We start from the raw sequence: 23,417 nt of genomic DNA on the forward strand, positions 1-23,417 counted from the left end.
TGGCTCAGCTCCCTCGGTTCGACAGGCGGGCCAGGATCCGCGGGCCGATGTCGGTGACGTCGCCCGCGCCCATCGTGAGAACGAGATCGCCGGGGCGTGCCATTCCCGCGATCACGTCCGGGACGGTCGCCTTGTCGTGGACCTCGGTGGCGTCGGCGCCTGCCGCGACGGCCGCGTCCAGGATGAGCGCGCTGGTGACGCCCGGGATCGGGTCCTCGCGGGCCGGGTAGATGTCCAGGACCACCGACCGGTCCGCGAGCGCGAGCGCCCGGCCCATCTCGGCGCCGAGCTCCCGGGTGCGGGAGAACAGGTGCGGCTGGAAGACCACCAGGAGGCGGCGGTCGGTTCCGGCGGCGGCCCGCATGGCCTCCAGGTCGGCGGTCATCTCGGTGGGGTGGTGGGCGTACGAGTCGATGACCTGGACGCCCGCGGCCTCGCCCTTGAGCTGGAGGCGGCGGCCCACGCCGGTGTAGGCGGTCAGGGCCTCGGCCAGCGCGGCCGGGTCGATGCCGACGCGGGCGCCGGCGGCGAGCGCGGCGGCCGCGTTGTGGGCGTAGTGGCGGCCGGGGACGGAGACCGTGAACGTGTGCGCGACGCCGTCGAGGACGACGGTCACCTCGCTGGTCATGCCCCGCGCGGTGATCTCCCGGATCCACACGTCCGAGGTCTCGGACTCGCCGACGGTCACGATGTCCAGGTCCGGCTGCCCGGCGACGATGCCGGCCAGCGTGCGGGCGCCCGCGTGCTCGCCGACGACCAGCGTGCCACCCGGGCGGATCTTGGCGACGAACGCCTCGAACGAGGCGTAGATCTCCTCCATCGACGCGTAGTTGGCGTGGTGGTCCAGCTCGACGTTGAGGACGATCGCGACCTCGGGGTCGTAGGCGTGGAAGCTGCGGTCGCTCTCGTCCGCCTCGGCGACGAAGATCTCGCCGGTGCCGTGCAGCGCGTTGGTGCCCGGACCCGCGAGGTCGCCGCCGATGGCGTACGACGGATCGAGGCCCAGCTCCGTGAGGGCGACGGCCAGCATCGACGTGGTCGTGGTCTTGCCGTGCGTACCGGCGACGGCGACGGCGCGCAGGTCCTTCATGCACGCGGCCAGCGCGTCGGAGCGGTGGACGACCGGGATGCCGAGCTCGGCGGCGCGGGCGAGCTCCGGGTTGTCGGCGCGGATGGCGCTGGAGACGACGACGCAGCTGGCGTCGTCGGCGAGGTGGTGGGCGGCGTGGCCGATGTGGACGGTCGCGCCGAGCGCCCGCAGGGACGCGGCGGTCTCGGACTCGCGCGCGTCACTGCCGGCGACCTTGGCCCCGCGCTGGGCGAGGATCCTGGCGATGCCCGACATTCCGGCGCCGCCGATGCCGATGAAGTGCGGCCGCTCCATGGCAGCAGGGATGGCGGGTGCCATGCGTGATCTCTCCCCGGGATGTGGCGTACGTGAGGGGGCCAGCCTATGCGGTCCGGTCGGGCTCGCCGTGCGCGAACAGCTTCAGCACCGGTACGCCCACCTTGTGCCGCGCGCGGGAGGCCCAGTCCCGGTGGAAGAACTCCTCCACGTAGTGCGGGGCGGTCAGCACGATGACCTCGTTCGCCTCCGACTCCTCCACGACGGCCTTGAGCTTGTCCAGGGGGTGGTCCTCGATCACCTGGCCCACCGCCTCGCAGCCGGCGTCGCGCAGCGCCTGGAGCGAGCGTTCGAGCCCTTCCTCGGCGGGACGCCGCGCGGCCTTCCCCGCCGGTTCCTCGCCCTCGCGGGCGGCTTCCCTCAGTTCGCCGATGGCGACGTCGTCGATGGCGCGCAGCAGGACGTCGGCCTGGTCGCCACGGGGCTGCATCAGCACGATGAACGAGACGTCTTCGTCCCCGTGCAGGGTGGTGACGAATTCCACGTCCACGGACGACAGGGGCTTCTCGATCATCAAAACGCTTGTGAACACCTCAGGAGCCCTTCTGCGGAAACCATCCTTCCCCGTGCCCGCACGGGGTCTGCGAGGTAAGTGTGCCCACCGGAAGCTAACCGGAACGGTAAATTCCGCTCGATTGGGCCGCCCGGCCGCCCACCGGGGCCGCCCGGCACCCGCCAGGGCGGCCCCGCCTGCCGTCAGGGGCGCCGGTACCGGGTGAAGAGGAACCCCTCCTCCTCCAGTACGGACGCCAGTGCGAACCGCGCCGGGACCGCCAGGGACGGCCCGCCCGCGATGCGCTGGGCGCCCCCGGCCGTGAGCAGCGGCGACACGGTGAGGCACAGCTCGTCCAGCACCCCCGCCGCCACGAACTGCCCGAGGAGCCTCGGCCCGCCCTCGGTGAGCTGGCGCGTCAGCCCGCGCCCGGCCAGCGCCCGCACCGCACGCCCGGGATCCACACCGGGCCCGTCGCCCGCGACGATCACCTCGGCGCCCGCCCGTTCGGCCGCGCGCACCCGGTCGGGCGGCGCGGCCGCGCCCGTCAGCACGAGCGTCGGCACCAGCGGCGCGCTGAACAGCGGAAGCGTGAAGTCCAGGTTCAGCGAGGCACTGACCACGGCGATCGCGGGCGCGGGCCCCTGCCCCGCGGCGGCCCGCCGCCCGGCGAACGCCTCACGCGCGCGGGCCGGGCGGTACTGCTCCAGACGGACCGTCTCGGCACCCACGACGATCACGTCGGCCAGCGCCCGCAGCGTGCCGAAGATCCGCATGTCGGCGGCGGACGAGATGGGCTCGGACCGCCCGTCGTGCTGGGCGGCCCCGTCCAGGGACGACACCATGTTGGCGCGCAGCCAGGCGCCGTCCGGGGGGTAGGCGTACGCGTCGGCCAGCTCGTCGAGCGTCCACTCGTGGTCCCGGGCCCGGCGCGCGCGTGCCCCGCCGCCCGGGGCATCCTGGTCGGCGCGGGCGGCTCCGGCGGGGTCCCGTACGTCCGAAGCGCCCGGAGAATCCGGAACGGATGGTGTCTGGTCGGTCACAGGGAACAGGCGTCGCATGCCGTGCAGTCTGACACGGCCCTTACAGTGGGAAACGTGTCGACCAGTGCCCTGACCGAAGCGGTCCCGATGTCCTTGTGCGCCCGCGAGCCGCACGTTCCCGCCGACCGCCTGGTCGCCGAGATGGTGCCTCCGCCGCGCTTCGACTCGGTGCGCTTCGACACGTACATCCCGGATCCGAACCAGCCGAGCCAGACCCGGGCCGTCGAGGTCCTGAGCTCCTTCGCGGCCGGGCTCGGCGGGGCGCACGCGAGCGGCGCCGGCCGGCGGCGCTGGTTCGCCCGGAAGCCGGCCGCGCCGACGGGCCCGCGCGGGGTGTACCTGGACGGCGGATACGGCGTGGGCAAGACCCACCTGCTGGCGTCCCTGTGGCACGCCACGCCCGCCGAGCCCGCCCTGAAGGCGTTCGGCACGTTCGTGGAGCTGACCAACCTGGTCGGCGCTCTGGGCTTCCAGCAGACCGTGGCGACGCTGGGCGGGCACCGGCTGCTGTGCATCGACGAGTTCGAGCTGGACGACCCGGGCGACACCGTGCTCGTCTCCACCCTGCTCGGCAAGCTGGTCGACGCGGGCGTGGCCCTGGCGGCGACGTCGAACACGCTGCCGGGCAAGCTGGGTGAGGGCCGGTTCGCCGCCGCCGACTTCCTGCGCGAGATCCAGGGCCTGTCTGCGCACTTCCGGCCGCTGCGCATCGACGGCGACGACTACCGCCACCGGGGGCTGCCCGAGGCGCCGGCGCCGTACTCCGACGAACAGGTGACGAAGGCCGCGTACGGGACGCCGGGCGCGTCGCTGGACGACTTCCCCGAGCTCCTCGACCACCTGTCCCGGGTCCACCCGAGCCGCTACGGGGCGCTGACCGACGGCGTCGAGGCCGTGTGCCTCACCGGTGTGACGGCCGTGCCCGACCAGTCGACCGCGCTGCGGCTCGTGGTGCTGGCCGACCGGCTGTACGACCGGGAGATACCCGTCCTCGCCTCCGGGCTGCCCTTCGACCGGCTGTTCAGCGACGAGATGCTGAACGGCGGGTACCGGAAGAAGTACTTCCGGGCGATCTCGCGGCTCACCGCGCTGGCACGGGACGCGAAGGCACTGGTGGCCCAGTAGGTTGGGGTGCCGTAACCCCTTGTGAGGCGTTCCACCATCCGAAGGGATCCGGCATGGCAACCAAGCGACACGCGCACACCGTCTGGGAAGGCAACCTGACCGAGGGCAGGGGAACCGTGTCCCTCGACTACTCGGGCCTCGGTTCCTACGAGGTCTCCTGGCCGGCCAGGGCCGAGGAGGCGAGCGGGAAGACCAGCCCCGAGGAGCTGATCGCGGCCGCGCACTCCAGCTGCTTCTCGATGGCCTTCTCGGGGGCGCTCGCCAAGAACGGCGGCGTGCCGACCCGGCTGAACACCAGGGCCGAGGTCACCTTCGTGCCCGGCACCGGCATCACCAACGTCCACCTGACGGTGGAGGGTGAGGTCCCGGGCATGGACGAGGCCACGTTCGTCAAGATCGCCGAGGACGCCAAGGCGAACTGTCCGGTGAGCAAGGCGCTCGCCGGTACCGAGATCACGCTCAGCGCGTCGCTCGCCTAGAGCCGCGCGCCACGCGCGCGCCGCACCCGCCGCGAGGTCCGGCCGCCGTCCCGCACCGGGGCGGTGGCCGTCCCGTTCCCGGGCGCGCCCGGTCAGAGGCGGCCGGTGGCCTCACCGTGCAGCAGTGCCCCGCCGAGCGGGGTGATGGTGTGCTGGACCTTGTTGAAGGTGCGCAGGGTGGTGATGAGGCCGGCCGCGCGCAGTATCGAGGTGTGCTGACTGGCGGCGGCCGACGAGATGCCGACCCGCTCGCCCACCTCCGTCGTGGTGAGGCTGCTGGTGAGGATCTCCAGCACGGCGGCGCGGGTGCGGCCGACGAGCGCGTCGAGCGCGTTGTCGGTGCCCTCCCTCGACTCCCACAGCGACTCGGCCCACTCGGGCCTGACCGGGATCGGGTAGATCAGCGACACCGTTCCGCCCGGCCCCTGGCCGTCGGTGGTGAGCACGGGTGGACGACCGGCCAGGAACAGGGACGGCACCAGGGCGAGCCCGGTGGCCTCCAGCTTCATGTCCTCGCCGGTCCCCGGTATCTCCAGGACCGGCGGGTTCCATCTGATCGCCGGGTGCAGCGTCGTCAGCAGCTTGCCGACGCCCTCGCTCAGCATGATCCGGCCGCGGGCGACCCGGTCCGCGTCCAGCCGTTTCGCGATGGCCTTCCAGTACGGGGCGACCGCCACCCGACGGAACTCCTCCAGGTCCCGCACCACTTGGGGTGGCACGGCGGCCGGTCCCCCGGCCGGGTCGCGGCGGGACGTCCGCCGCAGGACCTGGTCCATGTCGGGGAACGGCCGGACGACCTGGGCGAGTTTCACCAGGGACCGTACGTCCCCCATGCCGCCGACCTTCTTGCGCCAGCTCCGGAACGCGGAGCCACCCCCTCCCGCACTCAGCATGTCCAACGCGAAAAGGGTTTCCCGCACCTGACTCGAATCGACGCTGACATGAATTCTTGACAGACTCTCGGATGTCACATACAAGCTACGCATATTCCCCCGCAGGATCCGTGCGCATGTAGAGCCGGTTCTGTTCCGGCCGGCAACGAACACTTCCACCCATGAAACAAGCCCGTGAAACGCGTGACTGCCTTCAACACCTTCCGACAGCTCTCGCCACTGGGCCACTGGTTTTCATCATGCGCGGCCTCCCGGGTGTTGTGGAAGTGGGGTCCACACGTCTTCGAGGGTTCAGCTGACTGCACCACCGGCGGGTGGCCGGGCTGTAGGTACCGGGCCGTCAGGCGCCCCCTACGGCCCGTGGGCCGGCCTCCACCGCCCTCGGCCCGCGCAGGTCGGGCAGGTACGCGGCGCGGCCGCGCTCATAACGGGAGATCAGCTCCGCGTGGCGCAGCGTGGCCGAGATCGCGTCATGGCCCGCGAGCAGGAGCCGCCGCGCTCGGGCGTTCACGGTGAAGTCCCACCTCTCCGCCCCGAGCGTGACGACGCACCGCTCCAGATCCACCGTGAGCCGCACGCCGGGGTCCGATTCCACCGCGGCCGCCAGCCGCTCCACGACGGGCAGCGGCTGATCGACCGGCAGGAGTCCGTTATTGAGTGCATTACGCTGGAAAATATCACCGAACCCGGCGGCGATCACCACCGCGAACCCGCCATCCTTGAGCGCCCATACAGCATGCTCGCGAGAGCTTCCGATACCGAAGTTCCGGCCCGCCACGAGCACCGTGGCACCGGCGTTCTCCGGCCGGTCCAGCACAAAGCCCGGCTCTTTTCGCCAGTTGGCGAAAAGAGCGTCCTCGTACCCTGATTTCGTCACCCGCTTGCAGAATTCGGCCGGGACGATCTGGTCCGTGTCGATGTTGTCCCGGCGCAGGGCGACGGCCCGGCCGGTGTGCTGCTGGAAGGGCTGCATGAACTCTCCTGGGGTCCGGACCGGAAGCTCGGGGGTCGGGGATCGGGGTCAGAGGTCGGCGGGCGCCGCCAGCCGGCCCGCGACGGCGGTCGCCGCCGCCACGGACGGCGACACGAGGTGCGTACGCGCTCCGGCGCCCTGCCGGCCCTCGTAGTTCCGGTTCGACGTCGAGGCGCAGCGCTCGGCGCCCGACAGCCGGTCGGTGTTCATGCCGAGGCACATCGAGCAGCCGGGCAGCCGCCACTCGCCGCCGGCCGCGGTGAACACCGCGTCCAGGCCCTCCTCCTCGGCCTGCCGCCGGACCTGCGCCGAGCCGGGCACGACGATCAGCCGGGTGGTGCGGGCGACCCTGCGGTGGCGCAGCACTCCGGCGGCGGCCCGCAGGTCCTCCAGCCGGCCGTTGGTGCACGAGCCGAGGAAGACGACATCGATGGGGATGTCACGGACGCGCGTGCCGGGCACGAGGTCCATGTACTCCAGCGCGCGCCGCGCCGCCGCACGGGCCTGGGGGTCGGTGAGCGCGCCCGGGTCGGGCACGACACCGTCGACCGGGACGACCTGGCCGGGGTTGGTGCCCCAGGTGACCAGCGGGGTCAGCCCGGAGACGTCGACGGCGACCGTACGGTCGAAGGGGGCGCCGGGATCGGTGCGCAGGGTCCGCCAGTGGGCGAGCGCCTCGTCCCACAGGGCGCCCTCCGGGGCGTGGGGCAGGCCCTTCAGATACGCGAACGTCGTCTCGTCCGGAGCGATGAGACCGGCCCGCGCCCCGGCCTCGATGCTCATGTTGCACAGGGTCATCCGGGCCTCCATGGAGAGCCCCCGGATGATCTCACCCCGGTATTCGATCATGTGGCCGCTGCCGCCGTTGGTACCGATCTCGGCGATCAGCGCCAGGATGAGGTCCTTCGCGCCGACGCCGGGCGGGAGCGTACCGGTGAACTCCACGGCCATGGTGCCCGGCCGGTCGATGGTCAGGCACTGCGTGGCCATCACGTGCTCGACGTCGCTGGTGCCGATGCCGAACGCCAGGGCGCCGAAGGCGCCGTGCGTCGAGGTGTGGCTGTCGCCGCAGACGACGGTCATCCCCGGCTGGACCAGGCCCAGTTGGGGCCCGACGACATGGACGATGCCCTGCCGGTCGTCGCCCATCCGGTACAGCTCGACGCCGTGCTCCTCGCAGTTGGCACGGAGCGTGTCGATCTGGGTCCGGCTGACCGGGTCGGTGATCTCCCGGGTGTCGGTCGGGACGTTGTGGTCCTCCAGCGCGAGGGTCAGCCCGGGCCGGCGGAGCGTGCGGCCGGCCAGCCTCAGCCCGTCGAACGCCTGGGGGGACGTGGCCTCGTGCGTGAGGTGCAGATCGACGTAGAGCAGGTCGGGCTCACCGGGTTCCCGGTGCACGACATGGTTCTCCCACAGCTTTTCCGCGAGCGTTCGGGGGATGGTCATCACGTTCCCTCGGTCGTAGGCACGTGCCCTGCGTCGTCGGCACGGGAAGCACAACGCAGCCGAGCGTCGCACCGGGGTCCGGCCGGGGCCAGATGATTAAGCGGAGGTCGAATCTCCCCCCTTCCCGACTCCAGCTGTCTGCAGGGCCGGGGGTACAGCCGTCCCCACCACGGTTCGGGCGCTGGCGACACTGCGCCGGGCACCTCCCCCGCCGGACGATGGACAAGGCCCGGCAACCGGGTCTCAACCGGGCTTTGTCCATGGGGAAGGGATGTATCGGGATCATGCGGGGGAAACGTGGTGTACGTCGCAGGCGGATGGTCTCCGCCGTGGCGCTCACCGTCGCCGCGGTACTCGGCACCGGGGGCTGGCCGGCCGGCAGCGGCCAGTGGATCGCACCCGACACGCCGCCCGGGATCGAGTCCTGGCAAGCCGAACGCGCCCGGGGCGAACGGCTCGACGGCCGGCCCACGGGACCGCTCCTCCCCGACCCGCGCACCGCGTCGCCCGCCGATCTCGCCCGGTTCTTCGGCGCCATCGGCGACGACCGGCTCCGGGCGCTCCTCGACCGCCACCCGCTGACCGTGGGCAATCTGGACGGCGCTCCCGTCCCCGTGCGGTACGCGGCCAACCGGCGCGCCCTGGCGGCCGAGCGCGACCGCCAGCTGGACCGGGCCGCCGACACCGCGCTGCCCGAGCGCGACCGGCGGCGGGCCCGGGAACTGGCCGGCCGGTACGGCGAACTGCTGAGGCCAGGGCGGCAGATCCTCGCCTTCGACCCGCGAGGGCGCGGACAGGTCGCGGAGGTGTACGGCGACCTGACGACGGCCGAGCACACCGCCGTGGTCGTACCGGGATCCGACATCGACCTGATGAACTTCGACCGGGCCCGCGACCCGTACGGCACACCGTCCGGGATGGCCGGGTCCCTCCGCGCCGAACTGGCGGCGGCCTCCCCCGGCGCCCGTACGGCGGTGGTCGCCTGGGCCGGGTACACCACCCCGGTCGGCATCGGCCCCGACGCGGCCACGGCGAGGATGGCGGAGGCCGGCGCCAAGCGGCTGACCCGGTTCCTCGCCGGGCTCACGGCGGCCGGCGTCCCCGCCCCCACCGTCCTGTGCCACAGCTACGGCTCCGTCGTCTGCGGGCTGGCCTCCCCCCGCACCCCGGCCGGCTCCATCGCCTCGCTCGTCCTCGCCGGAAGCCCCGGCACTCGCGCCGACACCTCCCGGGACCTGCGCACCACCGCCGACGTCTGGGCGGCACGCGCCGACGACGACTGGATCGGATACGTCTCCGGGATCGCGTTCCTCGGCCTCGGCCACGGCACCGACCCGGCCGACCCCGCCTTCGGCGCCCGCCGCGTCCCCACCGAGCGGGTCACCGGCCACACCGGGTACTTCGCGCCCGGCACCGACGCGCTGCGCGCCTTCGCCGACATCACGCTCGGACGCCTCCCCGGCCCGCGCTGACCCGCCCGCGCCCCCCGCTCCGTCTTCCGTCCGCCTCCTCCGTCCGCCTCTTTCGTCCGCCTCTTTCGGCCGCCTCTTTCGGCCGCCTCTTTCGACCTTTCGACTCTTCTGCACCTTTCGCTTGTTTCGCTTCTTTCGCTTCTTCTGCCTCTTCGAGTCACCGAGGAACCCGCCATGGCCACCGCGCCGCTCTCCCCTGTCCGCACCCGGCTGCGCCGCACCGTGCACGACATCGACGCCAGGACCCCCGCGCACCGCGACCGCGGCATCGACGGACTGCGGGCGCTCGCCCTGCTCGCCGTACCGACCGGGCACTGGCTCGTCGGCGGGTTCACGCTCGACGCGGACGGCGCCCTGCGCAACGCGAGCCCGCTGTCCTGGCTCGGCCAGCTCGCTCCGGCGAGCTGGCTCCTCCAGATGCTCGGCATCTTCTTCCTCGTGGGCGGCTACGCCTCCGCGCAGTCGTTACGGCGGGCCACCGCCGACGGGCGCCCGCCCGGCGTGTGGCTGCGGTCCCGGCTGCTGCGCCTGGGCCGCCCCGCCCTCGCCGTCACGGCGATCTGGGCCGCGCTGATCCCGCTCCTCCTGGCCGTGGGCGTGCCCGCCACGACGGTGCGCACCGGGGCGACGCTCGTCATCCAGCCGCTGTGGTTCCTCGGCGTGTACGCCGTGATCACCGCGCTCACCCCGTTCTGTACGCGTGCGTCGCGGCGGCTCGGGGTGTGGGCGGCCGCACCGCTGCTCGCGTCCGTCGCCGTGGTGGACCTCCTGCGGTACGGCCCGTACGCCGACGCCATGCCGGGCTGGCTGAGCCTGCTGAACCTGCTGCCCGGCTGGATGTTCGCGTACCAGATCGGGGTCTCCTGGAACGAGCGCCGGGTGAGCGCGCGGGCCGCGTGGACGCTGCTGCTGGGTGGCGTGGCGCTGTTCGCGCTGCTGCTGACGGTGTTCGGGTACCCGGCGAGCATGGTCGGGGTACCGGGCGAGGCCCGCACCAACTCGCACCCGCCGTCCCTGCTGGTGCCGGCGCTGGCCGCCGCGCAGAGCGGCGCCGCGATCCTCCTGCGCGGCCGGATCGCCCGACTGCTGCGCCGGCCCGCGCTGTGGGCGCCCGTCGTGCTGATCAACCTGTCGGCGCTGACCATCCTGTGCTGGCACCAGACGGCCATGCTCGCGGTCGCCGTCCCGGGCTCCCTCTTCGGTGAGGTGGCGGGGCTGACGGGCGCCCCGGACAGCTTCGGCTGGATCGCGGCGCGGCTCGCCTGGCTGCCGCTGTTCGCGCTGGCGTTCGCCGTGATCGCGTCCTGGACGCGGCGGTTCGAGGGGCCGTGGCCCGGCTCGGGCCGGCTGCGCGGTGCCGTCGCCGCCGTACTGGCCTCGGTGTTCGCCGCGTTCGCGCTCGGCCTCATGTCCTGAGCCCCGACGGCTGCGACCCGGACGGGACGGCGGGCCGGAGTCAGCGGGCCGGGGTTGGCGGGCCGGTTCAGCGGACCGGTTCAGTGGGGGCCGGGGTCAGCGGCGGGCCCGCAGCATCTCGGCGGTACGAAAGGCCAGTTCGAGGGACTGGGTGTGGTTGAGGCGGGGGTCGCAGGCGGTCTCGTAGCGCCGGTGCAGATCGCCGACCCGGACGTTCCCGCCGCCGCCGACGCACTCCGTGACGTCGTCGCCCGTCAACTCCACGTGCAGACCGCCCGCGTGGGTGCCGAGCTCTGCGTGCACCGCGAAGAACCCCTCGACCTCCCGCACCACGTCCTCGAAATCGCGCGTCTTGTGGCCGCTCGGCGCCTCGAAGGTGTTGCCGTGCATGGGGTCGCAGACCCAGGCGACCGGGACGCCGTTGGCGGTGACCTTCTCCACGAGGGCGGGCAGCCGGTCCCGGACGAGACCGGCGCCCATACGGACCACGAACGTCAAACGGCCCGGCTCACCCAGCGGGTTGAGACGCTCCGCGTAGGCGAGCGCCTCGTCCGCCGTCGTCGTGGGGCCGAGCTTGACCGCCACCGGGTTGCGGACGCGCGAGAAGAACTCGATGTGGGCGCCGTCCAGGGCCCGGGTGCGCTCACCGATCCACAGCAGATGGCCGCTGGTGGCATACGGCAGACCGGTGCGGCCGTCGGCCCGGGTCAGGGCCTCCTCGTACTCCAGCAGGAGGCCCTCGTGGCTCGCGAAGAACTCGACGGCCCGCAGCGCCGACGTACCGGCACCGCAGGCGCTCATGAACCGCAGCGCGCGCGAGATCTCCTCGGCGAGCGCCTCGTAGCGGCGGCCGGCGGGCGAGTCGGCGACGAAGCCCCGGTTCCAGGTGTGGGCCTGTTCGAGATCGGCGGCGCCGCCCGTGGCGAAGGCCCGCACCAGGTTCAGGGTCGCGGCCGACGACTCGTACAGGCGCCACAGCCGCCCGGGGTCGGGGCGGCGCGCCTCGGGCGTGAAGTCCAGGCCGTTGACGGCGTCACCCCGGTAGGCGGGCAGGGTGACGCCGTCACGGGTCTCCGTGGGGCGTGAGCGCGGCTTGGCGTACTGCCCGGCGACCCGGCCCACCTTGACGACGGGCACGGCGGCGGCGTGGGTGAGCACCACGGCCATCTGGAGCAGCGTCCTCAGCTTGGCGTCGATGGCGGCGCCGGTCGTCCCGGCGAACGTCTCGGCGCAGTCACCGCCCTGGAGGAGGAACGCCTCACCGCGCGCGACGGCGCCGAGTCGGCGGGTGAGCCGGTCGCACTCCTCCGCAAGGACGAGGCCGGGCGCCGCCCGGAGGGCGGTGACGACCTCGCGCAGCCGCTCCCGGTCGGGCCACTCGGGCTGCTGGGCGGCGGCCAGCTCCCGCCAGGACGACACGTCCCCGGAAGGCGGGGCACTCGAAAACAGCGGCTGATTCATCGCGGCCCTTCGGAATCGTCGAACGGAAACGGGTGAGCGGCGGATGCCGGTTCCCCGGCGGAATACGCCGCCGGCCGGAACCCGGGAACGGGAACACGAGAACCGGAACGCAGGGGAACACGGGAAGAGGGAGAAGCGGATCGCCGCCCGGACACAGGGATTGCAACGCGCCCCGGGAAATCGGGTCAAGGATTCGCCGAGTGGTCCGTACAACGGTGTGCCGATTGGTCTGGTAGTGGTTCCACGCGCGGTGTTTCGCTTGCGGGAATCGCTCACCGTCCCGGTCGGGAACGGTGAGCACGGCCGAGCTGACAAGGATTGCCATGGCTGCCACACCGCACGCCGTGCGCGTCACCTCCACGGAGCTGCCGCCGCACCGGCCCCTCGATCTGTACACCGCCCTGCTCGCCGAGTGGGGCGAAGGAGAGGTGTTCCTCTTCGAGTCCCTGGCCGGTCCCGCCGATGACCGGCGTGCGTCCGCCGTCGTCGGACACGGCCGGCTCGCGGAGATCCGGGTCTTCGCCGACCGTGTCGAGCTCGACGCGGCAGAGCCGCTGCTGCGGGAACTGGTCGCGGTCGCGGACGCCACCGGGATGCGCGGCGCCGCCGCCCCCGACGACCGTGTCGTGGTGCGCCGCTTCCGGGAGCCGGAGCGGATCTGGGACCTGCTGCGGGGCGCGCAGGCGCTGTTCGCCGTCGACAGCGAGGTGCCCGGGGACGCCTACGCCTTCGGGTTCCTGACGACCCTCGCGTACGAGGCGGCCTGGCACATGGACGAACTGCCCGCCCGCGACGCCTCGCGCGCCAGCGGCCCGGACATCACGTTCACGCTGTTCCGCGACACCGTCTGGTACGGCGATGACGGTACGGCGCCCCGCCGTCTGGCCGCCGAAGCGCCCGGCCTGTTCCCCGCCCCGGCCGGACCGTCCGCCGGCGACCTGGCCGTTCGGTCGGCCTCGGCCGTCGCCTGGGCCGGCGACCCCGCCGCAGCCCCGGACGGCGGGGAGGCGTGCCCGGCGGCGCCGGTGCCGCGCTCCGTACGCGACAGCGTCTCCCGGGAGACGTTCCTGAGCTGGGCCGAACGCTGCCTGGAACACATCCGCGTCGGTGACGTCTACCAGATCCAGATCGGTCACCGGGTCGACGTCGACACCGACTTGACACCCGTCGACGTGTACCGGCGGCTCCGCTTCCGCAACCCGTCGCCGTACATGTACCTGGCGCCGAGAGCGGGCGGCACGCTCATCGGGGCCAGCCCCGAGCTGTTCTTCCGCACGGTCGGCGACGCGATCGAGATGCGGCCGATCGCCGGTACGACCCGCCGGGCCGGCACCGACGAGGAGAACCAGCGGCGGATCAAGGAGATGCTGAACAGCACCAAGGAGCAGGCCGAACACGTGATGCTGGTCGACCTGTGCCGCAACGACATCGGCCGGGTCAGCAGGCCCCGCACGCTGTCCGTCGACGATCTGATGACGGTGGAGGCGTACTCGCACGTGTTCCACATCGTGTCGACGGTGACCGGGCGGCTGGAGCCCGGCGCGGACGTGTGGCGGTCCCTGTGCGCCACGTTCCCGGCCGGCACGATGACCGGCGCGCCGAAGCTGCGCGCCATGGAGATCGTCGACGGGTTGGAGACCGAGCCGCGCGGCGCGTACGCGGGCGCGGTCGGGCTGGTCGACGTACGGGGCGGCTGGAGCGAACTCGCCCTGTGCATCAGGACCGTGGTGCACGACGGGCGCACGTTCTCCACGCAGAGCTCGGCGGGCATGGTCGCCGAGTCGACGCCGGAGGCCGAATGGAACGAGACGCTGGCGAAGATGGGCGCCGCCTACTGGGCGCTGACCGGTGAGGAGCTGTCATGACGAAGGTGCTGCTGGTGGACGCGTACGACAGCTTCGTCCACATCATCGACCAGTATCTGCGGGGACTCGGCGTCAGCACCGACGTGGTGCGCTCCGGTGCGTACACGCCGGCCGAGCTGGCCGCACGCGGCCCCGACGCGGTGGTGCTGGGCCCGGGACCCGGCCACCCGGCGGCGAGCGGACACGTGGAGCTGGTACGCGAGTTCGCCGGGCGGGTGCCGCTGCTCGGCGTGTGCCTGGGGCACCAGGCGATCGCGCTGGCCTTCGGCGGCCGGGTGGAGGTCGCCGACCACCTGATGCACGGCCGGACCAGCACCGTACGGCACGACGGCGAGGGCGTCTTCCACGGGCTCGGCACGAGCACGGTGGCCACCCGCTACCACTCGCTGATCGTGGCACGGCCGCTGCCCGGCGTGCTGGTGGAGACGGCCACGGCGATGGACGACGGCTATGTGATGGGCGTGCGCCACCGCGACCTCCCGGTCGAGGGCGTGCAGTTCCATCCGGAGAGCATCACCACCGAAGGCGGGGAGCGGCTGTTCCACAACTTCCTCGCGGCGGGCGCGATGGGCCCGGCGGGCGGAGTCGGCGGTGCGGGCGGGGCTGGCATGGCAGATGTGGTCGGTATGGCGGGCAGGGAAGGTGTGGTGGGTATGGCGGGTGGGGCAGGTATGGCGGGTGGGGCGGCCGGGGCCGGTGTGGCGGGCGGGTGGTCATGACGCCGTGGTCATGACGGCTGCGGCGGTGACGGTTGCGGCGGCGGTGGTGGCGGTGGCGACCGTCGTGGTGGACGCCGCCGCGTACCTCGGCGCGTACACCGCGCCCAGCGCCCGCACCGCCTCGGCGATCCCGGTACGGGGCACGCCCGTGTACCCGACGACCAGGGCGGGCGCGGCCAGCTCGGGCCGGGCGTGGTGGCGCCGGCCTCCACGGACCAGCACCGACCTGCGCAGCGCCCCCGCCACGAGCTCGGCCTCGTCGACATGGCGGGGCAGCCGCACATAGGCGTGCAGCCCGGCCGCCCGGCCGATGAGCCGGGCGCCCGGCAGATACCGGCGCACCGCCTGCTCCAGGGCCGTACGGCGAACCCGGTGGCGCGCCCGCTGCCGGCGCAGATGCCGGTCGAACTGCCCCGAGCGCAGCAGCTCGGCGAAGGCCAGCTGGGTGAGGACGTCCGAGCCCAGGTCGTGGTGCGAGCGGACGCGCTCCAGCGCGGGCAGCAGCCGGGGCGGCAGCGCGAGCCAGCCCGACCGCAGGCCCGGCGCCAGCGACTTGCTGGCCGTGCCGCCGTAGACCACGTGCTCGGGGGCGAGCCGCTGCAACGCGGGCGGCCGGGCGCCGTGTTCGAGCCACAGGTCCCCGTCGTAGTCGTCCTCGATGATCCAGGCGTCGGTATCGGCGGCCCAGCGGACGAGGGCCTCGCGGCGCGCGTCGGAGAGCGTGACCCCGGTGGGAAACTGGTGCGCGGGGGTCACCAGGACGGCCCGTGCGCCGCTGCGGGTCAGCGCGTCGACGTCGATGCCCTGATCGTCCACGGAGACCGGTACGGTCCCCAGCCCCGCCTCCTCGATGAACCTGCGCTGCTGCGGGTGGCACGGGTCCTCCACGGCGACCGTCCGTACGCCGAGCTCCGGCAGGACGGTGCACAGCAGCCCCAGGGCCTGCGCGAAGCCCGACACCACCATCACCCGTCCCGGTGCGGTGCGCACGCCCCGCGCCCGGCCCAGGTACCGGGCGAGTTCCTCCCGCAGCGCCGCGGTGCCCGACAGCGGCGGGTAGTCGAGGTCGTCCGGGTCGGCGGCGTGCACCGCCCGCTGGTAAGCGGCCAGCCACTCGCGGTGCGGGAACCCGGAGAAGTGCGAGCCGCCGGTGCGCAGGTCCCAGCGGACACGCGGGGCCGGCCCGTCGTCCAGCAGCGTCGGCACGGCCGGCGAACCCGCCGTGACGTGCGGGGCGACGCGGGTGCCCGAGCCGCGCAGCGCCTCCAGCCAGCCCTCGGCGATGAGCCGCCCGTACGCCTCCACGACCACGCTCCGCGAGACGCCGAGGTCCTCGGCGAGCTGACGGCTCGACGGCAGGCGGGTGCCGGGCCGCAGCACGCCCTCGGCTATCTCCGCGCGCAAAGTCTCCTGGATCTGCGCGGTGAGCGGTGCTCCGGATTCTCGGGACACGTCCATGAGCGCGTGCCAGGCCATTGTTTCGCTCTCCTCGAAAAGACGGCTCGGGAAGTGGCGGAATGGGGGTTGGGGTGGGGGGGTGGGGGGTTGGGGTGGGGGGTTGGGGTGGGGTGGGGATGTGGCGGGGTTTTCTCGCGGTCGCGGATCGGTGGGAGCAAGTGGACCGGTCGCCTGCCTGTCGATTGGTCTGGCGGCGAATTCCGTAAGCCCAGCAGACTTGCCGCACACCGGAGAAGGGAGAGGGCTCATGACGGATCGGAAAACGACGGCGGTGCGTTCCTGGCCGGATCTGCTGACGGCGCTGCTCGCCCGGGAGCACCTCTCGCCGGACGACACGGCCTGGGCGATGGACCAGGTGATGCGTGGCCGTACGACGCCCGCTCAGCTCGCCGGGCTGCTGATGGCGCTCCGTGCCAAGGGCGAGACGGTGGACGAGGTCGAAGGTCTCGTCCGGTCCATGTACGGGCACGCGGTCACGCTGGACGTGCCCGGTCCCACGCTGGACATCGTCGGCACCGGCGGTGACCGCTCGGGCAGCGTGAACATCTCCACGATGTCCGCGATCGTGGCGGCCGGGGCGGGGGCGCGGGTCGTCAAGCACGGCAACCGGTCGGCGTCGTCGGCGTCCGGCTCCGCGGACGTCCTGGAGCGGCTGGGCGTCGTCTTCGACCTGGCCCCCGGAGCCGTGGGCCAGCTGGCGGCCGAGGTAGGCATCACGTTCTGCTTCGCGCCCCTGTTCCACCCGTCGATGCGGCACGCCGGGCCGACCCGCCGGGAGCTGGGCGTACCCACGGTGTTCAACACCCTGGGCCCGCTGACGAACCCGGCGCGTCCCACCGCGCAGGCGGTGGGCGTCGCCGACGCCCGGTGGGCGCCGCTCGTGGCCGGAGTGCTGGCCCGGCGCGGCGTCGACGCGCTGGTGTTCCGCGGCGACGACGGCCTCGACGAGCTGACGGTCACCACAACCTCCAGGGTCTGGTCGGTGGTCGGGGGCGAGGTGCGCGAAGAGGTCTTCGACCCGAGGGAGATCGGTGTCCCGCTCGCTCCCCCCGAGGCGCTGCGCGGCGGCGACGCGGAGCACAACGCGGGCGTCGCCCGCGCGCTGCTGGCCGGCGAGCCCGGCCCGGTGCGTGACGTGGTGCTGCTGTCGGCGGCGGCCGGTCTCGCCGCGCTGGAGCCCTCCCACGGGCCGGTGGCGGGGCGGCTGGCCGCCGGTGTCGAACGGGCCGCCGAGGCGATCGACTCGGGTACCGCGGCGGCGGTGCTGGAACGCTGGTCGGCGCTCTCCACGAAGCTCGCCGAGCCCCGCTGACGGGCGCCGGGCGGGGGGGCAGGCGTGGCCGGGGCTCTGGCCGCGCCTGTGCCGTTCCCGGTCCGGGTCCCGGGCTCGGTCTCGGTCCAGTTCCCGGTCTCGGTCTCGGTCCAGTTCCCGGTCTCGGTCTCGGACTCGGACTCGGTTTCGGTCTCGGCTCGGTTTCGGTTTCGGTCTCGGCTCGGGCTCGGTTTCGGGCTCGGTTTCGGGCTCGGTTTCGGGCTTGGTTTCGGGCTTGGTCTCGGGCTCGGGCTCGGGCTCGGGCTCGGTCGGTTGAACGTGGGTGCCTGCGTGGGGTCGGGGGTCTTCCGTCGGGTTTCCCCCGGTGGGGGGTCGGGGCCGTTACGGGCTCACCTCCTCGGGGTCGGCGGCCTCGGGCCCTGGTCTTGGGCGCCGTTCCGAAGCCGCCAACCCCTGCGGGGGCGACCCTCCACGGCCCCTTTCCCCATGAAGTGCGGCCCCCGGGGTGCGGGATCGCCGTGCCCCGGGGGCCGGTCAGGTGGCTCGGCGGAGCGCCGTGAGCGCGGCGGCCGGTCCCGCGGGGGACGTGACAAGGGCCTCGCCGACCAGGACCGCGTCGGCGCCGTGGGCGGCTACGGCGGCCACGTCCTCGGGGCCCCGGATGCCGGACTCGGCGACGCGTACGACGTCGGCGGGGATGTACGGGGCCAGGCGGGCGAACGTGCCCCGGTCGACGTCCAGCGTGCGCAGGTCACGGGCGTTGACACCGATCAGGCCCGCGCCGGCCGCGAGCGCCCGTTCCGTCTCGGTCTCGTCGTGCACCTCCACGAGGGTGGTGAGTCCCAGCTCGGCCGAGAGGGCCAGCAGTTCGCGGAGTTCGCCCTGGTGCAGCGCGGCCACGATCAGCAGCGCCAGGTCGGCGCCGTGGGCGCGGGTCTCCCACAGCTGGTAGGGCGTGACGACGAAGTCCTTGCGCAGCACCGGCACGCGGACGGCGGCGCGCACCGTGTCGAGGTCGGCGAGGGATCCCCGGAACCGGGACTCCTCCGTCAGGACGCTGACGGCGGCGGCACCCGACCGCTCGTAGGCGCGGGCCAGTTCCGCCGGGTCGGCGATCTCGGCGAGCGCGCCCTTGGAGGGGCTCGCCCGCTTGACCTCCGCGATGACCTGGACGCCGCCGGGGCGGCGCAGCACGGTGCGGGCGTCCAGGGCGGGCGGGGCGTCGGCGACCCGGTCGCGCAGGGCGCTCTCGGGGACGCGGCGCCGGCGCTCGGCGAGCGCGGCGCGCACCGTGTCGGTGATCCGGTCCAGCACCGTGCCGGTCATACCGGCATCGAGGGCACGACGGTCAGCTGGGCGGCGCGCGTCTCGGCGGCGCGCAGGGCACGGCGTACCGCCTCCGCCCGGTCGCGGTGGAGGCCCACGCCCCAGAAGGGCCGGTTGCGCACGACGTATTCGAGGAACGCCACGACGCCGTCGGGGCGTCCGCCGCGGGGTGTGACGGTCACCTGCCGTACCGCTCCGGCGCCGGTCGCGAGGATCTCGGCGTAGCCGCGCCACGCCGCGTCCCCCGCGGTGGCGTCGGGGGCCTCGGGTCCCGGGGAGGCGGGGCGTGCGGCGCCGGACAGGCCGGGGCGTACGTACTTCTCCTCGAAGGTGTGCCACAGCCGTGTGGCGGACACCTCGCCTCCGCTGTTCTCGCAGACCTGCTGCATGACGGCGGCGAAGTCGATCTGGAGCCGCCGCGGCAGGTCGACGCCGTACTCGGTGCGCAGGAGGTGCGCGATGCCGCCCTTGCCGGACTGGGTGTTGATCCGGATGAGCGCCTGGTAGTCGCGGCCGATGTCCTGCGGGTCGATGGGCAGGTAGGGCACGTCCCACGCCTCTTCCGGGTCGCGGCGGGCGCGCAGGCCCTTGGCGATGGCGTCCTGGTGCGTACCGGCGAAGGACGTGTAGACGAAGTCGCCGGCCCAGGGGTGGCGCGCGGGTACGGGCAGGTGGTTGCACTCCTCGACGACGCGGCGGACGCGGTCGATGTCGCTGAGGTCCAGCATCGGGTCGACGCCCTGCGAGAACAGGTTCATCGCGAGGGTGACGAGGCAGACGTTGCCGGTGCGCTCGCCGTTGCCGAAGAGGGTGCCCTCGACGCGCTGTGCGCCCGCGAGGAGCGCCAGTTCGGCTGCGGCGACACCGCTGCCCCGGTCGTTGTGGGGGTGGACGGAGAGCAGGACGCGGTCGCGGTGGAGGAGGTTGCGGCTGACGTGCTCGATCCGGTCCGCGAACTCGGCGGGCGGGAACACCTCGACGGTGGCGGGCAGGTTGACGCGCAGGGTGTGCGCGGCGCGCGGCGCCCAGTGGTCGAGGACGGCGTTGCAGATCTCGAGGGCGTAGTCGGGTTCGGTCTGGGTGTACGACTCGGGCGCGTACTGGAGGTACAGGTCGGTGCCGGGGAGCGTGTCCTGGAGGCGCAGCGCCTGCCGCGCTCCGTCCAGGGCGAGTTCGAGGGTCTGTCTTCGGTCGGTGCGCAGCACCAGCCGGCGCTGCACCTCGGAGGTCGGGTTGAAGACCTGGATGATCGCGCGGCGGGCGCCGCGCAGGCACCGCACGGTCCGCTCGATGAAGTCCTGGCGGATCGGGGCCATCACCTGGATGACGACGTCGTCGGGAATGGCGTCGGTCTCGATGAGATGGCGCACGAAGTCGTAGTCGTCGCGGGAGGCGGTGGGGTAGCCGACCTCGATCTCCTTGAAGCCCATGCCGACGAGGAGGTCGAACATGCGGCGTTTGCGTTCGACGTTCATGGGCTCGATGAGCGCCTGGTTGCCGTCGCGGAGGTCGACGCTGGCCCAGAGCGGTGCGTGGGTGGCCCGGCGGTCGGGCCAGGTGCGGTCGCGGAGCCCGATGGGTTCGTACGGCCGGTACTTGGCGACGGGCAGGGCGCTGGGCCGCTGGACGCCGATGTCCAGGGTGTGGCCGTGCGGTGCCGTGTGCACTGTGCTGTCCTCCATGGGGAGGCCTCCCGTTGGACGGTGGACGGTGGAAGCGCCGCGCCGCCGGGGCACGGAGGGGGGCGGCGGCCGCGGCGCTTCGGCTTCGGGGTGGGGTGGGGGCGGTCCCCGGGGGTGTCAGGCGGCGGGGTTCTCGCGGAGTTCGAGCGTGCAGCACTTGACGCTGCCGCCGCCCTTGAGCAGCTCGGACAGGTCCATGCCGATCGGCTGGAAGCCGCGGGCCCTGAGCTGCTCCGCGAGGCCGGTCGCCGCTTCGGGCAGCACCACGTGCAGGCCGTCGCTGACCGCGTTCAGTCCGAACACGGCGGCGTCGGCGGCGCTCGCGAGCACGGCGTCCGGGAAGAGCCGCTCCAGCACGGCGCGGCTGCCCGGCGAGAACGCCTCCGGGTTGTACATGACCTCGTCGGTGTCGAGGACCGCGAGGGCGGTGTCGAGGTGGTAGTAGCGCGGGTCGGTGAGCTCCAGGCCGATGACGGGGCGGCCGAAGAACTCCTGTGCCTCGGCGTGGCCTTCGGGGCTGCTGCGGAAGCCGCGCCCGGCGAGCACGTAGGTGCCGGTGACGAGGAAGTCGCCCTCGCCCTCGTTGATGTGCCGGGGGTCGTGCAGCTCGGTGAAGCCGTGGGCGCGGAACCACTCCAGATAGGCGGGGCCCTCGGGGACGCGCTCGGCGTTGCGGAACCGGGCGCCGAGGACCCTGCCGTCCACGACGGTCGCCCCGTTGGCCGCGTAGACCATGTCCGGCAGGCCGGGTACCGGGTCGATCAGCTCGACCTCGTGGCCGAGTTCCCCGTACAGGGAGCGGAGCCGCTCCCACTGGGCGACGGCGAGGTCCGTGTCGACCGGCTTGGACGGGTCCATCCAGGGGTTGATGGCGTAGGTGACCTCGAAGTGGCCGGGCCGGCACATGAGGTAGCGGCGCCGGCGCTGGACGCGCCGGGTGGGCGCGGCCGATGCCGAGGTGGCCGGACGTGCGTTCATGACACTCCCGTCGGTGGTGGGTGGGGTGGGACGCGGCGGAGGTCCGGCGGATCGCGCCGGCCTCCGCCGCGGGTCGGTCGGGCCGGCCGGTCAGTCGGTCGGCCAGGACGCGAAGCGGCGCAGTCCGTAGAGCAGGGGCGGCCGGTCGTCGGCGGGTTCGCTGATCCGGTAGACCTCGCCGAACACCATCCGCTGTCCCCCGATCCGTACGGTCTGGGTGACGCGGCAGTCGGCGACGGCGCGGGCGTCCCGCGTCAGATGCGGGCCTCCCGCGTCGTCGGGGGTGTGCCAGGTGACCAGGTCGAAGCGGTTCGGGGCGCCCGACGCGAACAGTGCGGCCGTGTCCCGGGCGGCGGCGTGCAGCAGGTTCACGGTGAACCGGCCGCTGTGCATGGCGGCGGCCAGGGTGGGGCTCTCCAGGCGCATGCCGACCAGCAGGGTGGGCGGTTCCACGGACGCGCTGCACAGCGCCGAGCAGGTCATGCCCCACGGCTTGTCGTCGCCGTCGGCCGCGGTGATGACGGCGACCCCGCTCGGGAATCCGGCCATGAGGGAGCGGAAGCTGTCGGGGGTGCCGGGTCGGGAGATCGAGGTGACGAGTTCCAAGGGGGCTCACCGCTCCGCTGGTTGAAGGGTCGGCTCCGCGTCGCTGGGGACGGGGCGGGCGCGCCGGTCGACGGCCCACAGCAGGGGTCCGCTGAGGCCGGTGGTGACCAGCGCCATGATCACGAGTGCCAGGTACAGGCCGGGGCTGAGGATGCCCGCGCTGTAGCCGGTCTGGAGGACGACGATCTCGGTGAGGCCGCGGGTGTTCATCAGGACGGCCAGCCGCAGGGCGGTGTGGTGGCTCTGTGCTCCCGCGCGGGCACCGAGGTAGCCGCCCACGAGCTTGGAGAAGACGGCCAGGACGATGCCGAGCACGATGGCCCGCCAGGAGAACACCGCGTCCGGCCCGGTGGCCAGCGTCGTTCCGGTGACCGTGAACAGCACGGGCAGCGCCAGCCGGCCCGCCGCGCCGAGCGTGTGCGCGGCCCGGGTGAAGGGGCCCTTCTCGCCGTCGGCGGGCAGGGCGAGCCCGACGAGGACGGCGCCGAACACGTCGGTGAGCCCCAGGCTGCCGGTGGCCGACGCCGCACCGTACGCGGCGAGCGCGACCAGCGGGACGAGCAGCCGGGGACGGTCGGCGGCGAACCGCCGGACGGCTCCCGCGCCGGCGAGCCCGCGCAGGGCGGACACGGCGAGCAGACCGCCCGTGAGGACGGCGCCGGCCCGCCCGTACCCGGAGTCGCCGGTGGCGAGCCCGACCGCGACGGCGAGCAGCACCCAGGTCACGGCGTCGATGGTGACGGCGCAGGCCATGGCGAGCCGCCCGGTGCCGGTGTCCTGGAGGCCGCGGTCCTTGAGGATGCCGGCGAGCACCGGGACGGCCGTCACGGCGAGCGAGACGGCGAGCATCAGCACCAGCGCGGGCACCGGGGCGTCACCGCGCAGGCCCGGCCCGCCGTACTCCAGGACCCAGAGGGCCAGGGCGGTCCCCATGGCCATGGGCAGCAGGGCGGACCCGGCGGACACCCAGGCCACCGCCCGGCCGGAGAGCCGGGAGGCGCCGCCCCGGATCTCGTGGGCGGCCCCGACGAGGAAGAGCGCCAGGCCGAGGTGGCCGAGGCCGCTCAGCAGCCCCACGCCCGCGGACCCGGGCCCCGATGTCGCCCCGGCGCCGCCCCAGCCGACCCGGCCCGCGAGGACGGCCCCGAGCACGAGGCAGAGCGCGATCTCGCCCACCACGTCGGGCTGTCCGAGCCGGCGCGCCGCCCAGCGGCCCAGGAGGGCGGTGGGGACGACCGCCGTGAGGACCAGGGCCGGCACGATGACGGTGTGGGCGTCCACGTGTCTCCTCGCGGGTATGACGG

The 23,417-nt window shown here is 73.5% G+C and carries 20 protein-coding genes; 7 read left to right on the forward strand and 13 right to left on the reverse strand.

Going from position 1 to position 23,417, the window contains the following annotated elements:
* Positions 1-4: 4 nt before the first annotated feature.
* The 3 genes from murC to ACGF5U_RS19705 form a co-directional block, all read right to left on the reverse strand.
* On the reverse strand, positions 5-1,408 hold the full coding sequence (gene murC / locus ACGF5U_RS19695) for a UDP-N-acetylmuramate--L-alanine ligase (protein ID WP_392717425.1): 1,404 nt from the start codon (positions 1,406-1,408) through the stop codon (positions 5-7).
* A gap of 43 nt (positions 1,409-1,451) precedes the next feature.
* A complete protein-coding gene (locus tag ACGF5U_RS19700) occupies positions 1,452-1,937 on the reverse strand; it encodes an indole-3-glycerol phosphate synthase (protein ID WP_392717427.1) in 486 nt (161 codons plus the stop codon).
* Between the two features lie 164 nt (positions 1,938-2,101).
* Positions 2,102-2,959 (reverse strand): pyrimidine reductase family protein, encoded by an 858-nt coding sequence (locus ACGF5U_RS19705; RefSeq protein ID WP_392717429.1) that lies wholly within the window; start codon positions 2,957-2,959, stop codon positions 2,102-2,104.
* 69 nt (positions 2,960-3,028) lie between these two features.
* Here ACGF5U_RS19705 and zapE point away from each other — a divergent pair, with 69 nt between their 5' ends.
* Together zapE and ACGF5U_RS19715 are read left to right on the forward strand one after the other, a co-directional pair.
* The gene (gene zapE, locus ACGF5U_RS19710; RefSeq protein ID WP_392717485.1) at positions 3,029-4,066 is read left to right on the forward strand and encodes a cell division protein ZapE; all 1,038 of its coding nucleotides are present in this window, start codon (positions 3,029-3,031) and stop codon (positions 4,064-4,066) included.
* Between the two features lie 53 nt (positions 4,067-4,119).
* Entirely contained in the window at positions 4,120-4,545 is a 426-nt protein-coding gene (locus ACGF5U_RS19715; RefSeq protein WP_392717431.1) for an OsmC family protein, read from the forward strand.
* 92 nt (positions 4,546-4,637) lie between these two features.
* On the opposite strand, the gene ACGF5U_RS19720 is transcribed toward ACGF5U_RS19715, so the two are convergent.
* The 3 genes from ACGF5U_RS19720 to leuC form a co-directional block, all read right to left on the reverse strand.
* The gene (locus ACGF5U_RS19720) at positions 4,638-5,444 is read right to left on the reverse strand and encodes a winged helix-turn-helix domain-containing protein (protein ID WP_392717433.1); all 807 of its coding nucleotides are present in this window, start codon (positions 5,442-5,444) and stop codon (positions 4,638-4,640) included.
* Positions 5,445-5,778: 334 nt separating this feature from the next.
* Entirely contained in the window at positions 5,779-6,411 is a 633-nt protein-coding gene (gene leuD / locus ACGF5U_RS19725; RefSeq protein ID WP_392717435.1) for a 3-isopropylmalate dehydratase small subunit, read from the reverse strand.
* Between the two features lie 48 nt (positions 6,412-6,459).
* Positions 6,460-7,851, reverse strand: coding sequence for a 3-isopropylmalate dehydratase large subunit (gene leuC, locus ACGF5U_RS19730; protein ID WP_392717487.1), 1,392 nt, complete (start codon positions 7,849-7,851; stop codon positions 6,460-6,462).
* A gap of 335 nt (positions 7,852-8,186) precedes the next feature.
* Here leuC and ACGF5U_RS19735 point away from each other — a divergent pair, with 335 nt between their 5' ends.
* Both ACGF5U_RS19735 and ACGF5U_RS19740 read left to right on the forward strand, forming a co-directional pair.
* Complete coding sequence (locus ACGF5U_RS19735; protein ID WP_392717437.1) at positions 8,187-9,329, forward strand: alpha/beta hydrolase; 1,143 nt, start codon at positions 8,187-8,189, stop codon at positions 9,327-9,329.
* Between the two features lie 174 nt (positions 9,330-9,503).
* Positions 9,504-10,745 carry an acyltransferase gene (locus tag ACGF5U_RS19740; protein WP_392717439.1) on the forward strand — a complete coding sequence of 414 codons (1,242 nt, stop codon included), beginning with the start codon at positions 9,504-9,506 and terminating at the stop codon, positions 10,743-10,745.
* A 96-nt stretch (positions 10,746-10,841) separates the two neighbouring features.
* On the opposite strand, the gene ACGF5U_RS19745 is transcribed toward ACGF5U_RS19740, so the two are convergent.
* Positions 10,842-12,206, reverse strand: coding sequence for a class II 3-deoxy-7-phosphoheptulonate synthase (locus ACGF5U_RS19745; RefSeq protein ID WP_392717441.1), 1,365 nt, complete (start codon positions 12,204-12,206; stop codon positions 10,842-10,844).
* A 323-nt stretch (positions 12,207-12,529) separates the two neighbouring features.
* Here ACGF5U_RS19745 and ACGF5U_RS19750 point away from each other — a divergent pair, with 323 nt between their 5' ends.
* Positions 12,530-14,071, forward strand: a complete 1,542-nt coding sequence (locus tag ACGF5U_RS19750; RefSeq protein ID WP_392717443.1) for an anthranilate synthase component I family protein — start codon at positions 12,530-12,532, stop codon at positions 14,069-14,071.
* A complete protein-coding gene (locus ACGF5U_RS19755) occupies positions 14,068-14,790 on the forward strand; it encodes an anthranilate synthase component II (protein WP_392717445.1) in 723 nt (240 codons plus the stop codon). Before ACGF5U_RS19750 ends, ACGF5U_RS19755 begins: the two co-directional genes overlap by 4 nt.
* Here the strand turns inward: ACGF5U_RS19755 and ACGF5U_RS19760 are convergent.
* The gene (locus ACGF5U_RS19760; RefSeq protein WP_392717447.1) at positions 14,785-16,266 is read right to left on the reverse strand and encodes a PLP-dependent aminotransferase family protein; all 1,482 of its coding nucleotides are present in this window, start codon (positions 16,264-16,266) and stop codon (positions 14,785-14,787) included. The genes ACGF5U_RS19755 and ACGF5U_RS19760 overlap by 6 nt on opposite strands.
* 229 nt (positions 16,267-16,495) lie before the next feature.
* Between ACGF5U_RS19760 and trpD the strand changes: the two genes are divergently transcribed.
* On the forward strand, positions 16,496-17,560 hold the full coding sequence (trpD, locus tag ACGF5U_RS19765; RefSeq protein ID WP_392717449.1) for an anthranilate phosphoribosyltransferase: 1,065 nt from the start codon (positions 16,496-16,498) through the stop codon (positions 17,558-17,560).
* Between the two features lie 495 nt (positions 17,561-18,055).
* Here trpD and trpC read toward each other — a convergent pair whose 3' ends face one another.
* From trpC to ACGF5U_RS19790, 5 genes are all read right to left on the reverse strand, one after another.
* Positions 18,056-18,847 carry an indole-3-glycerol phosphate synthase TrpC gene (gene trpC / locus ACGF5U_RS19770; RefSeq protein WP_392717451.1) on the reverse strand — a complete coding sequence of 264 codons (792 nt, stop codon included), beginning with the start codon at positions 18,845-18,847 and terminating at the stop codon, positions 18,056-18,058.
* Positions 18,844-20,529 carry a 2-isopropylmalate synthase gene (locus ACGF5U_RS19775; RefSeq protein ID WP_392717453.1) on the reverse strand — a complete coding sequence of 562 codons (1,686 nt, stop codon included), beginning with the start codon at positions 20,527-20,529 and terminating at the stop codon, positions 18,844-18,846. Before ACGF5U_RS19775 ends, trpC begins: the two co-directional genes overlap by 4 nt.
* 117 nt (positions 20,530-20,646) lie before the next feature.
* On the reverse strand, positions 20,647-21,507 hold the full coding sequence (gene ddaH, locus ACGF5U_RS19780) for a dimethylargininase (RefSeq protein WP_392717455.1): 861 nt from the start codon (positions 21,505-21,507) through the stop codon (positions 20,647-20,649).
* A gap of 90 nt (positions 21,508-21,597) precedes the next feature.
* On the reverse strand, positions 21,598-22,113 hold the full coding sequence (locus ACGF5U_RS19785; RefSeq protein ID WP_392717457.1) for a flavin reductase family protein: 516 nt from the start codon (positions 22,111-22,113) through the stop codon (positions 21,598-21,600).
* Positions 22,114-22,119: 6 nt separating this feature from the next.
* Entirely contained in the window at positions 22,120-23,394 is a 1,275-nt protein-coding gene (locus ACGF5U_RS19790; protein ID WP_392717459.1) for a cation:proton antiporter, read from the reverse strand.
* Positions 23,395-23,417 lie beyond the last annotated feature (23 nt).

This window comes from Streptomyces sp. NPDC047886, from assembly GCF_043204435.1.
In the GTDB taxonomy this organism is placed as follows: domain Bacteria; phylum Actinomycetota; class Actinomycetes; order Streptomycetales; family Streptomycetaceae; genus Streptomyces.